Origin of the sequence: Amycolatopsis taiwanensis DSM 45107, assembly GCF_000519205.1 — a bacterium.
In the GTDB taxonomy this organism is placed as follows: domain Bacteria; phylum Actinomycetota; class Actinomycetes; order Mycobacteriales; family Pseudonocardiaceae; genus Amycolatopsis_E; species Amycolatopsis_E taiwanensis.
In genome coordinates this window covers 305377-317891 of sequence record NZ_KI912601.1, presented here as the reverse complement: position 1 = coordinate 317891, position 12515 = coordinate 305377, and the positions used below count along the sequence as shown (strand labels likewise).

Genomic DNA, 12515 nt, shown 5'->3' with positions numbered 1-12515 from the left:
GGCCGTCACCGGCCGACCTTAAGGTGCTTTCCATGAAATTCGCGGGGTTCGGGGAACACGCCATCGAGTTCTTCGACGGTCTCGTCGCCGACAATACGAAGGCTTACTGGGAGGACAACCTCACGGCCTACCGTGAGCACGTGCGGGCGCCGATGGAGGCCCTGCTCGCCGAGTTGGCCGAAGAGTTCGGCCGGGATTTCGGGGAAGGCAAGGTCTTCCGGCCATACCGCGATGTCCGGTTCTCCCGGGACAAGACCCCGTACAAGACGCACTGCGGCGCGGTCATCGAAAAGGGCCGCGGCGCGGGCGCCTACTACGTGGAGATCTCGTCGGCCGGGCTGCGCACCGGCGGCGGCTGCTTCCACCTGCAGTCCGACCAACTGGCCCGGTTCCGCCAGGCCGTCGACACCGGCGTGCACGGTGAGGCGCTGGAGAAGATCGTCGCCCGGCTGCGCCGCCTGGGCTGGACCATCGCCGGTGACGTCCTGCGCAGCCGGCCCCGCGGCTATGCCGAGGACCATCCGCGGATCGACCTGCTCCGGCACCGGTCGCTGTACGCCGTCCGCACCTGGGAGCCGGACGACACGGTGCACGAACGGGCGTGCCTCGACCGGGTGCGAGCGGCCTGGCGGCAGGTACGCGACCTGAACGAATGGGCCCGCGATCACGTGGGCGTGAGTGAGAAGCCCCGGCGCTGACCGTGAAACCCGGCGCTGACCGCGAAACCCCGGCGCTCACCGCGAGACCCGGCGCTGACCGGGGAACCCTGAGCATCGGCCACGTGACGGGAAGTCAAACTCTTGACCGTTTTAGAGATCGGTAAAGACGTGCGCGGAAGCAGGCGCTACGCTATATAGACGTGAGCCGACGTGCGAAGATCGTGTGTACCCTTGGCCCGGCGACTGCCACGGCCGAGAAGATCCGTGCCCTCGTCGACGCCGGAATGGACGTCGCACGGATGAACTTCAGCCATGGCAGTCATGGTGACCACAAGCAGGTCTACGACCTGGTGCGGGCCGCCGCCGCGGAGACCGGCCGCGCGGTGGGCATCCTCGCCGACCTGCAGGGGCCGAAGATCCGCCTGGGCACCTTCGCCGGCGGACCGGTCGAGTGGCGCACCGGCGACACCGTGCGCATCACGGTCGAGGACGTCGCCGGCACACACGACCGGGTGTCGACCACATACAAGGGACTGGCCTCCGACGCCAAGGCCGGCGACCGGCTGCTCGTCGACGACGGCAAGGTCGGCCTGATGGTGACCGACGTCGACGGCCCGGACGTGGTCTGCCAGGTCACCGAGGGCGGGCCGGTCAGCAACAACAAGGGCGTCTCGCTGCCGGGCATGGACGTGTCCGTGCCGGCGATGTCCCAGAAGGACGTCGAGGACCTGGAGTTCGCGCTCAACCTCGGGGTGGACTTCGTCGCGATGTCGTTCGTGCGGTCCCCGGCCGACATCGACCAGGCGCACCAGGTGATGGACCGGCTCGGCCGGGGCCGCGTGCCGGTGATCGCGAAGCTGGAGAAGCCCGAGGCGGTGTACAACCTCGAGGCCATCGTGCTCGCCTTCGACGGCGTCATGGTCGCCCGCGGCGACCTGGGGGTGGAGCTTCCCCTCGAGCAGGTTCCGCTGGTGCAGAAGCGGGCGATCCAGATCGCCCGGGAGAACGCCAAGCCGGTCATCGTGGCCACGCAGATGCTCGACTCGATGATCAACAACTCGCGCCCGACCCGTGCTGAGGCATCCGACGTGGCCAACGCGGTGCTCGACGGCACCGACGCGGTGATGCTCTCCGGTGAGACCAGCGTCGGCCGTTACCCGGTGGAAACCGTGCAGACGATGGGCCGGATCGTGGAGGCCGTCGAGGCCGACTCGCCGACCGTGCCTCCGCTGTCCCACGTGCCCCGCACCAAGCGCGGCGTGATCTCCTTCGCCGCCCGGGACGTCGGGGAGCGGCTCAACGCCAAGGCACTGGTCGCGTTCACGCAGTCCGGCGACACCGTGCGCCGCCTGGCCCGGTTGCACACCCGGCTGCCGCTGCTGGCCTTCACCCCGGAGGAGAGCGTGCGCAGCCAGCTCTCGATGACCTGGGGCACCACGACCCACATCGTCCCCGAGGTCGGCTCGACCGACCAGATGATCCAGCAGGTCGACCACGCCATGCTCGAGATGGAGCGGTACCAGCCGGGCGACCTGGTCGTGATCGTGGCCGGTTCGCCGCCCGGCACGGTCGGCTCGACCAACCTCATCCGCGTGCACCGCCTTGGTGAGGACGACCACGCGTAGCCCTGGCTCGGCGGAACCGGACAGTAGGGTCGAGGCATGGCACCCCTGGTATCGAGTCGCGGCAGTCAAGGTGACCACCGAGCGGACGAAACGGCATGACTGAGGTCGCGAGGGATGCCGCGGCCGAGCTGGACGCGTCGGTCGGCGCGGGCGGGCAGCCGGTGCTCGATCACCTGGTCGCCCTGCTGGATCTGGAGAAGATCGAGGAGAACATCTATCGCGGAGTGAGCCCGCGAACCTCCTCGGTCCGGGTGTTCGGCGGGCAGGTCGCGGGGCAGGCGCTGGTCGCGGCCGGGCGGACCGTGCCGGCCGAGCGCAAGGTGCATTCCCTGCACGCCTACTTCATCCGCCCCGGCGATCCCCGGGTGCCGATCGTCTACCAGGTCGACCGGATCCGGGACGGCCGCTCGTTCACCACCCGCCGGGTGGTCGCGATCCAGCACGGCAACGCGATCTTCTCGCTCTCCGCGTCGTTCCAGAAGCAGGAGGAAGGCCTGGAACACGCCGATGAGATGCCCGACGTGCCCGCTCCCGAGACGCTGCCGACGCTCGCCGAGCGGCTGCGGGACTTCCCGGAACTGCCCGGTTTCGGCACCCAGCCCCGCCCGATCGACCTCCGCTACGTCAACGACCCGCCCTGGGCGACCCGTGGTACCGGCCGGAGCAGCGAGCGCAACCAGGTGTGGATGCGCGCGGACGGCAAGCTGCCGGACGAGGCACTGCTGCACGTCTGCGTGCTCACCTACGCTTCCGACCTGACGCTGCTCGATTCGCCGCTGGCCCGGCACGACGTCTACTGGGAGCTGGATCACGTGGTCGGCGCCAGCCTCGACCACGCGCTGTGGTTCCACCGCCCGTTCCGGGCGGACGAGTGGTTCCTGTACGACACCGCGACGCCGAGCGCCTCCGGTGGGCGCGGTCTGGCCACCGGCCGGTTCTTCTCCGCCGACGGCAGGCTCATCGCGACGGTGGTGCAGGAAGGCCTGCTCCGAGTGGTCCGCTGATGGGGCGCCTTACGAGCAACTGTCTGCTCGTAAGGCGCCCTTACTCGTTCTGGATCAGTCGAAGACGGTGACGCCCTGTGCGGCCGGCTGAAGCGTGCCGACCTGCATCGACTTGACCGGGAACTCGGCGTAGAGGCCGCTGTTGCTGTCGGTTCCGTCGGTGCCGACGATGTTTCCGTTCACCGGGTCGCTCACCCCTGGCAGGGTGACGTCGAAGCCGGTGGCGACCCGGTCATCCGCCTTGCTGCCCAGTTCGATCCGCACCCCGGCGAAGGCGTTCGTACCCGGGGGAAGGTCGACCTGGGTCGGGCTGCCCGGGATCTCCACCTTCTTGGTCGGAACGTTGAAGGTGCTGCCGGAGGCGTCCATGGGCGCGACGGCGGCCCAGCCGTTGAGCTTGCAGACCTTCTTGGACGTGTTCTCCACCGCCATCAGCAGGATGCCGGGCCGATCGGGCTGGACGTTGAGATCCACCTTGAAGTCCTTGGCCGTGCACGAGCCGCCACCAGTGGCCTGCTGGCCGCTGGTGGGGTTGGCGGCCTGGACCGGCGAATCGCCGACGGCGATCCCCGGTGCCGGGTTGGCCGAGCTGCCGCCCGGCGCGGGGCTCGGAGACGAGGCCGGCTGCTGGCTGCAGCCGGCAACCAGGAGCGCGCCACCGAGCAGTCCGGCCAGTGCGCCCAACATCCGAGTCCGATCGACCACCATGCTGTGTCCCCTCATTGCTCTGTTCCTCGCTTTCGGTCTCCAGGACGCCTGCTGACCGCCGGGGTTGCGTCGAACCCTTACTCCCGCGCGCGGGTAAGGGGTCGGTCGATGCCCGGACGTAGGTGATCGTCCGATGCGACGGGTCCTCCCTCAGGACGACTGTGGAACTCGCTGGAGAAAGAACACCGGAGAAAGAGAAGAGGGGATCGTCAGTGCACGAGGACTGGCTGTTCGACAGGGTGCAGGCCGAGGTCGCCTACCGGACCGAGGAGCTGCACAAGACCCGCGGTAGCAGTGGATACGGCGGCAGGTGGTGGCGGAAGCTGGGGCGGCGCGAGGCCGCGATCGCGGTACCGGAGCAGCGGTGGCCGAGTCGCGACCAGCGCCCGCGGGTAGGGACCCGGGCCGGATGAGGACGGCCGGGCACCGCGCCCGGAGCGGAAACCGTGGTGGAGCTGTCGGTGGGGTGAGGGACAATGCTTCTCGTGCCGCGTCTAGGTTCTGGAATCCCGTTGGTAGGGCGAGTCGACGAGCTGCGCCGGCTCCGTGCCGCGTTTCTCCGCGCTGAACGCGGGGAGGCCGGCGCGGTGCTCGTCGCGGGCGATGCCGGGGTCGGCAAGACGCGGCTGCTCACCGAGCTCGGCGAGTTCGCCGCCGGCCGCGGTGCGCTGGTGCTCACCGGCCGCTGTCTCGACGTGCGCGAAGGCGGCCTGCCTTACCTGCCGTTCGCGGAGGCGTTCGGCCCGCTGGCCACCATGGACGACGAGGTCGTGGCCGGCGCGGTCGGTCCCCGCCCGGCGCTGGGCCGGCTGCTGCCGCTGCCGCAGTCCGGGCCGCTGATCGAGTGGGAGCAGGTGCCGGTCGTCTCCGGCTCCGAGCACGACGTGCCGCAACGCGCTCGTGCGGAGCAGAATCTCGGGCAGCTCCAGCTGTTCGACGCGGTGCTCGGCACGCTCACCGACATCGCCGCGAACCGGCCGGTGCTGCTGGTGCTGGAGGACCTGCACTGGGCCGACGGTTCCACCCGGAACCTGTTGTCGTTCCTGCTTTCCCGGCTGCGCGGGCAGCGGCTGCTGGTGGTGGCGAGCTACCGCGAGGAGGACGTCTACCGGCGGCATCCGCTGCGGAGTCTGCTCGTGGAACTGGTCCGCCTGCCCGCGGTGTCCCGGATCCAGCTTGCGCCGCTTGGCCCCCAGGACGCCCGGGCCTTCGTGGAAGCGCTCGCGGACGGGCCCCTTTCCCCGGAAGTCGTGGCCAGCGTCGTGGAACGCGCGGAGGGCAACCCGTTCTTCGCCGAGGAACTGCTCGCTTCGTGTGCCGACTCCGTGGATCTGCCCGCGGGGCTGGCGGAGGTGCTGCTCGCCCGGCTGGAACGGCTCTCCCCGGACGCCCGCCGCGCGCTGCGGGTCATCTCGGTGGCCGGCGACTCGGTGATGCACGGCGCGATCGCCGAGGTGTCCGGGCTGGGGGAGCTGGAACTCGACGAGGCTCTGCGTGAGGCCGTGCAGCATCACGTGCTGGTGATCGAGCAAGGCGCCTACACGTTCCGGCATGCCCTGTTGCAAGAGGCTGTCTACGGCGATCTGTTGCCGGGTGAGCGCACCCGGATGCATGCCGCCTACGCGGCCCGGATCAAGCGGGTACCGCAGGGGCGCGGGCACGACGCCAAACTCGCCTACCACAGCCTGCAGAGCAAGGACCTGAACACGGCGTTGCCCGCGCTGCTGCGCGCGGCCGAGGAAGCGGAGCGGCTCGGCGCTCCCGGCGCCGCGCTGCGTCATGTCGAGCAGGCGCTGGAAATCTGGGACGCGGTCGGAGAGTCCGAGCGCCCGCCAGAGCACGACGAACTGCTGTTGTTGCACGAGGCGTCCCATTTCGCCGGCACTTCGGGGGAGCCCGAGCGCGCGATCGCCTACGCGCGGTCGGCGGTGCAGGCGCTGCGCCCCGACACCGAGCCCGAGCGGGCGGCCCGGGTCTGGCGCCGCCTGGCGGAGGCGCTGGTCAACGTCGAGGGCACGCTCGACGAGGCGGTCGAGGCGATCGGACATGCCTGGGATCTGGTGGCCGAGGGCGAGCCGAGCAAGACCAGAGCGTGGGTGCTGGCCACCCGGGCGGCCATCCTGCGCGCGATCCGCCGGCGTGAGGAAGCGCTACACAGCGCCCGGGCCGCGGTGGCCGACGCGCGCGCGGTGGGCACCGCCGGGGCCGAGGCGGCCGCGTTGACCACGCTCGGCACGCTGGCCGACAACTCGGGGAACTTCGCCGAGGCCCGCCGGCATCTTGGTGAGGCGGAACGGAAGGCGCGCAGCGTCGACGCGTCCGACGTCGAGCTCAGGGCGGTGTACTTCCTGGGGCTGAGCCATGAGGACCAGGCCGAGATCGAGCCGGCCATCGAGAGCTACGAGCGGGGCGTCCGGCGCGCCGAGGAGACCGGGCTCACCTGGAGCAACTTCGGCCTGGAACTGCGCGCCCGGCACCTGTGGCTGCGCTACGTCAGCGGCGACTGGCCCAGTGAGCCCTCCGCGCGGCCGGGCCGGGGCGTGTCCAGCGTGGTCGCCGCCCGGTTGACCGCGTCCTGGGTTCCGCTGGCCGTGGCGCGGGGCCGGTTCGACACCGTGGCCAGGCTGCTGCCCGAGTTGCGCCCGCACTGGCGGGCCGAACCGTTGATCGCGCTGACCACTCTCGCCGGTGCGGAACTGGCCTACTGGCAGGAGGACTTCGGCCTCGCCATCGCCCGGGTCCGGGAGGTCGTCGACTTCCTCGAAAGCACCGGAGACCACTGGGGGATGGCCGAGATCCGGGTGGGGTCGCTGGGTATCGAGGCGGCCGCCGCACAGGCCACGGCCGCCCGGCTGCGGGGCGACGACGCAGCCGCCACGGCCGCCGCGGCCGACGGTGCGGAACTGCTCGCCATGGTCCGGCACGGCGCCGAGCACGGGCGGCCGCGTTCGGGCCAGGTGGGGCCGGAGGGGCGCGCGTGGCTGGCCCGCGCCGAGGCGGCGGCGAGCGGGCTGGACGGCCCCGCGGATCCGGACTCCTGGGCCGCGGCGGTGGCCGGGTTCGGCTACGGCGCGGTCTACGAGCAGGCGATCAGCCGCTGGCACTACGCCGAGGCGTTGCTGGGCCGTGGCGAGACCCGTGCCGGCAAGGAGCTCCTGCTGGCGTACGAGGTCGCCGAGCGGTTGCGGGCGGTGCCGTTACGAGCGGCGATCCAGGGCCTCGCGCGCCGCGCCCGGATCGAGCTGCCCGGTGCGGCGGCCGAGGCGCCGCGGCGGGACCGGGTCGATCCGCTGACCGAGCGCGAACGCCTGGTGCTCGAACTGGTCGCGCTCGGCCGCACCAATCGGCAGGTCGGCGAGGAGCTGTTCATCAGCGAAAAGACGGTCAGCGTGCACCTGTCGCGGGTGATGAACAAGCTGGGCGCCGCCCGGCGGGCCGAGGCCGTGGCGATCGCCTACGACCGCGGCCTGCTCACCAGACCGGTGGCGAACTGACCTGGGTAGTGCTTCGTAGCGGCGTAGCCGCTCAGCTGCCGGCCACTTCGAACAGTCCCTAGCGGCGGGGCAGGCGGTTCAGCAGGCGGATGCCGATGGACATCCCGCGCGTCCACAGCCGCGGCGGGATGACCCGTGGCGGGCGCAGCCGCAGGCCGCGCTGCACCGCGACCGACTGGCTCTCGGTGTACTTGAGCAGTCCCTCGGCGCCGTTGCGCCGGCCGAGGCCGGACTCCTTCATCCCGCCCATCGGCAGGCCCACGGTGCCGAACGTGGCGGCGAAGCCTTCGTTGACGTTCACCGTGCCCGTCTTGAGCCGGGCGGCGACGGTCGAGCCCACGGATCCGCTGGCCGCCCACACGCTGGCGTTGAGCCCGTAGCCGGTGTCGTTGGCGCGACTGATGGCGTCCTCGATGTCGCGGTAGCCGTAGATCGACACGACCGGACCGAAAGTCTCCTCGGCGAACACCGCCATGTCCCTGGTGACGTCGGTGAGCACGGTGGGCTCGTAGAACAGCGGGCCGACCTCGGGCCGTGACCGCCCGCCGGTGAGCACCCGCGCGCCCTTGGCCCGGGCATCCGCCACGTGCGCCGACACCGAGTCCAGCTGGGCCGGGGTGGTCAGCGAGCCCAGATCGGCCCCGTACCCCAGTTCGGCGCCGAGCCGCAGCGCCTCGGTCCTGGCCACGAACGCCCGCGTGAACTCCTCGCGGATGTTCTCGTGCACGTAGATCCGTTCCACCGAAACACACAGCTGCCCGGCCGAGGAGAAGCAGGCGGCGACCGCGCCCGCGGCGGCCTTGGCGACCGGGGCGTCGGGCAGCACCAGCATCGGGTTCTTGCCGCCGAGTTCGAGCGAGTAGCCGGTGAGCCGGCCGGCGATCTGCTTGGCGAGTTTCTTCCCTGTCGCGGTGGATCCGGTGAAGCACAGGTAGTCCGGCTCCTCGACGAACGCGTCGCCGATCTGCCCGCCGTGGCCGAGCACGATGCGCCAGACCCCGGACGGAAGCCCGGCCTCCTCGGTCAGCTCGTTGAGCCACAGCGCGGAAAGCGCGGTCTGGTTGTCGGGTTTCTGCACCACGGCGTTGCCGGCGGCCAGCGCGGGGAACACGTCCATCGCGGTCAGGGCGAGCGGGTAGTTCCACGGCGAGATGATGCCGACGACGCCCTTGGGGTGGCGCAGTTCGCGGGCACTGGTCAGGACCGGGAGCACCCCGGCGACGCGCCGGGAGGCCAGGATGCGGGCGCTGTGCCGGCCGTAGTAGCCCGCGACCAGTGCCGCCGAGGCCACCTCGTCGTAGGCGTCGATGCGGGCCTTGCCCGATTCCAGCTGCACCAGGTTCAGGATCTCTTCCTGCCGCTGCAGGACGAGCGTGTGCAGCCGGGCCAGCACGCGCTGGCGCTCGGTCGCCGGCCGGGCCGCCCAGGCCGCCTGCGCGGCGCGGGCCTCGTCGAAGACCTTGCGGGCGTCGGCGTCGGTGGCCTGCGGCAGGGTGGCGGTGAGCAACCCCGTGAACGGTGCGGTGATGTCGACCGGTGCGGAGTCGGCGCCGCCGGCGGCACGCCGGACGAGTTGGGCGGCGCGGGCGGCGGACGGGGCGCCGACGAACCCGCCGACCGTCCTCGGCCGGCTCTCTCCGTGGCCCGTGCTTTCGGTCGTCCTGGTCATGGGGCCTCTTCCTTCGCGAGTTTGCGCGCGATCGTGTCGACGGGGCGCTGCGTAGGGGGTCGGATCACGTCTGGCGATGAGGGCGCACTGCCGCCGCGCCGGCGAGACTCCCGGCGCGCTCGGTGGTCGCCGTGAGTGCCGCGAGTTGACATACGGGTGTTGTTGGCCTCCGGTATCTTGCGGGGATACCCGCGCCGTAGTTACCGTTCGGTACAGCATACCGTTGGTATGGGCCTGTTCGGGAAGGCCCGTAGCGCGGTGGCATGTTTCATGGTCACGGCCGGATCTCGGACCGTCAGTCACGGGTGACGGGCCGACCGGGTGCGGGCCGGGCCGGGTCGTTCCCGCGGTCGGTGATTTCGGCGACGGCGATCCGTTTCCACTCTTCGAGGAGCCGTTTCCGCCGTGCCGGGGCGCCGCCGAGTTCGGCGTCCAGGGCCAGGCCGCGAGTGAGGTTCACGGTCAGCCAGAACAGCGCCTCCACCTCTTCGGCCGGCAGGTCCGGCACGAGCCCGGCGACCCGTTGCAGGGCCGCGCGGCCGAGCGCGCGGTCGACCGGGCGGATGGCCGCCCGCAGCGCGGGGTCGGTGCGCGCGGCCACCCAAAGCTCGGTCGCCGCGGTCGCGAGCGTGCCCGAGTAGCCCGCCCACAGCAGGTCGATCGCGGCCGGGATCGCGTCGGCTCCCGACGGCCGGCTGCCCGGTGACTCGGCCAGCGCGGCCATCCGCCGGGTGGTCAGATGTTCGACGGCGGCGGCCATCAGGGCCGCCTTGTCCGGGAAATGGTGCTGTGCGGCGCCTTTCGAGACCCCGGCGCGGCTGCAGATTTCCTGCACGGACGTGCGCGCGTAGCCGAGCTCGACCAGGCAGTCGATGGTGGCGTCCAGCAGTGCCGTCCTGGTCTGCTCTCGGCGCTGCGCCTGCGTGCGGTGTCCTCGGGTCACGGTCTCTCCCGGCCTGTCTGCCCGCCCACGTGCTGGACAAGCAGGCTACATTCTGGAGGGAACTTACATTCTGGTCGTATTGTTTTCTACTGGAGGGCTCCCGCGATGCCACTGCAGATCTCCAAGAGCGCATGGAGCCAGGACTTGGACGACTTCCGGGAACTGGCCAGAACCTTCTGCCAGAAGGAACTCGTGCCCCATCAGGAGCGCTGGGCCGCGCAGGGGCAGGTGGACCGGGAGCTGTGGCGCAAGGCCGGCGAGGTCGGCCTGCTGGCACTGTCCATTCCGGAGGAATACGGCGGTGGTGGCGGAACCTTCGCGCACGAGGCGGTGCTGTACGAGGAGCAGGCGCGAGCCGGGGACAGCGCCTGGGGCGTGTCCGTGCACAACGGGATCGTCGCGCATTACCTGCTGAACTACGCGTCGGAGGAAAAGAAGAAGGAATGGCTGCCGAAGTTCGCCAGCGGTGAACTGGTCGGCGCGGTGGCGATGACCGAACCCGGCACCGGTTCCGACCTGCAGGGCATCACCACCCGGGCGGTGCGTGACGGCGATTTCTACGTCATCAACGGCGCGAAGACGTTCATCACCAACGGGGGCCTCGCCGATTTCGTGGTGGTGGCGGTGAAGACGGACCTCGACGCCGGCGCGAAGGGTGTCTCCCTGATCGCGGTGGAGACCACCACGCCCGGCTTCCGCCGCGGCCGCGTGCTGGACAAGATCGGGCTGAAGGGGCAGGACACCGCCGAGCTGTTCTTCGATGACGTACGCGTGCCGGCGGCGAACCTGCTCGGCGCCGAGGGAGAGGGCTTCATCCAGCTGATGCAGCAGTTGCCGCAGGAGCGCCTGATCATCGCGGTGAGCGCGGTGGCCGGGATGGAGCGGGTGGTCGAGGAGACGATCGCCTACACCAAACAGCGCTCCGCCTTCGGCCGGCCGGTGTTCGGCTTCCAGAACACCAAGTTCACGCTCGCCGAGGCGGCCACCGAGGCCGCGGTCGCGCGCGCCTTCACCGACCAGTGCGTCGAGCGGCACCTGCGGGGCGAGCTGGACGTCCAGGGCGCCGCGATGGCGAAGCTGTGGACCACAGAACGGGTCAACAAGGTCGTCGACGACTGCCTGCAGCTGTTCGGCGGTTACGGCTACATGACCGAGTACCCGATCGCACGGGCCTGGGCCGACCTGCGGATTTCCCGAATCTTCGGGGGCACCTCGGAGATCATGAAGGAGATCATTTCGCGCACTCTGTGACAATTCGAACGCAGACCGTGACGACGCGCCATGTCTCGTTGAAATTTGTCGGAACCAGCCCGGCCGGGAGAGGATGTCGATATTGCCTGGCCGGGGGGCTGGGCTCGGACGACGACGGGATAGCGCCTATGTCGGGGAACACCAAGAAGATCGTTATCGTCGCCGTCGTCGCGCTCGTGCTGTTCTTTCTGGTCACCAAGCCGAACCAGTCGGCAGACGTGGTGCACAACGTCCTCGGCTGGTTGCGCAACGGCGCCGAGGCGATCGTGACCTTCGTGCGCAGCCTCTTCTCCTGACTCGACAAGCCCGATTCGGCGCCGCCAGAGGTGGCCCCGAGCGCAGGCATGCCCGCGTGCCGGAGCTACGCATCGTGACTATTCCCAGGGTTTGGGGAGTTTAGTTGGGCCATCCGGGTGGATTGGCCCGATTAAACCCCTGGTCGCCGAATTCGTGCGCTTGAAACTCTGGCGCGGCGATGGCGCGGCGCTCTACGGTGCTCACATTGCGTGACCGAGCGGTCCTTTTCGAACCGGCGGTCGCGCGTGATCGTCGATCAACGCCGTTGCGCAGTCATGAAACCTCGTTGGGGCACAAGGAGGAGGCAGGGATGACCGGAGATCCCGGAGTTGATGCGGTGATTCGCCAGTGGGCGGCAGAACGGGAGCAGACGGCCGAGGAAAGGGAGATCGACCGGATCGCTTCGGCGTGGCTCGCCGACGTACCGCAGCAGCAACCACCGGGCATTCCCGGCCAGCGCGCCCGGTCGGGCGCCCGCGGGTGGGCGCCGCTCGAGCCGGCCGACCCCAGCTACCTGGACGCCATGCGCGACCGCCTGCCCGACGTGCCGTACGACCTGCTGGTCGCCGCGGCCGGCTGGTGGCAGATGATCGGTGACGTCTCCGAGGCCGAGAAGTGGTGGGACGCCGGCGTCAGCCCGCTCGACCAGCGTGCGCTCGACTACCGGGCCGCCGGGCTCAGCCCGTCGGACCTGTCCCGCCGGCTCGGCCCGATGACCGTTCTCCAACACCTTCGCCGGGGCAGCGCGCCGGCGTGGTGTGTCGCACGTCTCGCCCGCCAGCAACGAGCGAGTTGAGGCAGCTACCCCGGCGACATGCCGCGCGCCTTGCGTCGTCTTGACGCTCCGGGCGGGATCATCTGGCAG

11 protein-coding genes are annotated in these 12515 nt (G+C 70.5%); 8 read left to right on the top strand and 3 right to left on the bottom strand.

What is annotated here, in order from left to right; all coding sequences use genetic code 11:
• Positions 1-32 precede the first annotated feature (32 nt).
• From A3CU_RS0140990 to tesB, 3 genes are all read left to right on the top strand, one after another.
• Complete coding sequence (locus A3CU_RS0140990; RefSeq protein ID WP_027947119.1) at positions 33-698, top strand: DUF2461 domain-containing protein; 666 nt, start codon at positions 33-35, stop codon at positions 696-698.
• 161 nt (positions 699-859) lie between these two features.
• On the top strand, positions 860-2284 hold the full coding sequence (gene pyk, locus A3CU_RS0140985) for a pyruvate kinase (protein ID WP_027947118.1): 1425 nt from the start codon (positions 860-862) through the stop codon (positions 2282-2284).
• Between the two features lie 95 nt (positions 2285-2379).
• Positions 2380-3288, top strand: a complete 909-nt coding sequence (gene tesB, locus A3CU_RS0140980; RefSeq protein WP_027947117.1) for an acyl-CoA thioesterase II — start codon at positions 2380-2382, stop codon at positions 3286-3288.
• 54 nt (positions 3289-3342) lie between these two features.
• On the opposite strand, the gene A3CU_RS0140975 is transcribed toward tesB, so the two are convergent.
• Entirely contained in the window at positions 3343-4011 is a 669-nt protein-coding gene (locus A3CU_RS0140975) for a DUF4232 domain-containing protein (RefSeq protein ID WP_084144217.1), read from the bottom strand.
• 197 nt (positions 4012-4208) lie between these two features.
• Here A3CU_RS0140975 and A3CU_RS0140970 point away from each other — a divergent pair, with 197 nt between their 5' ends.
• Together A3CU_RS0140970 and A3CU_RS0140965 are read left to right on the top strand one after the other, a co-directional pair.
• Positions 4209-4409: a hypothetical protein gene (locus tag A3CU_RS0140970; protein WP_027947115.1), complete on the top strand. Its 201-nt coding sequence runs from the start codon at positions 4209-4211 to the stop codon at positions 4407-4409.
• A 63-nt stretch (positions 4410-4472) separates the two neighbouring features.
• A complete protein-coding gene (locus A3CU_RS0140965) occupies positions 4473-7490 on the top strand; it encodes a helix-turn-helix transcriptional regulator (RefSeq protein ID WP_027947114.1) in 3018 nt (1005 codons plus the stop codon).
• Positions 7491-7548: 58 nt separating this feature from the next.
• On the opposite strand, the gene A3CU_RS0140960 is transcribed toward A3CU_RS0140965, so the two are convergent.
• Together A3CU_RS0140960 and A3CU_RS49265 are read right to left on the bottom strand one after the other, a co-directional pair.
• A complete protein-coding gene (locus A3CU_RS0140960; protein WP_027947113.1) occupies positions 7549-9159 on the bottom strand; it encodes a succinic semialdehyde dehydrogenase in 1611 nt (536 codons plus the stop codon).
• Positions 9160-9454: 295 nt separating this feature from the next.
• Positions 9455-10102, bottom strand: coding sequence for a TetR/AcrR family transcriptional regulator (locus A3CU_RS49265; RefSeq protein ID WP_052373059.1), 648 nt, complete (start codon positions 10100-10102; stop codon positions 9455-9457).
• A gap of 105 nt (positions 10103-10207) precedes the next feature.
• Between A3CU_RS49265 and A3CU_RS0140950 the strand changes: the two genes are divergently transcribed.
• The 3 genes from A3CU_RS0140950 to A3CU_RS0140940 all read left to right on the top strand — a co-directional run bounded on the left by A3CU_RS0140950 (position 10208) and on the right by A3CU_RS0140940 (position 12446).
• Complete coding sequence (locus A3CU_RS0140950) at positions 10208-11353, top strand: acyl-CoA dehydrogenase family protein (protein ID WP_027947112.1); 1146 nt, start codon at positions 10208-10210, stop codon at positions 11351-11353.
• Between the two features lie 128 nt (positions 11354-11481).
• Positions 11482-11649 (top strand): hypothetical protein, encoded by a 168-nt coding sequence (locus A3CU_RS53775; protein ID WP_169739753.1) that lies wholly within the window; start codon positions 11482-11484, stop codon positions 11647-11649.
• Between the two features lie 311 nt (positions 11650-11960).
• Positions 11961-12446 (top strand): hypothetical protein, encoded by a 486-nt coding sequence (locus A3CU_RS0140940; RefSeq protein ID WP_027947111.1) that lies wholly within the window; start codon positions 11961-11963, stop codon positions 12444-12446.
• Positions 12447-12515 lie beyond the last annotated feature (69 nt).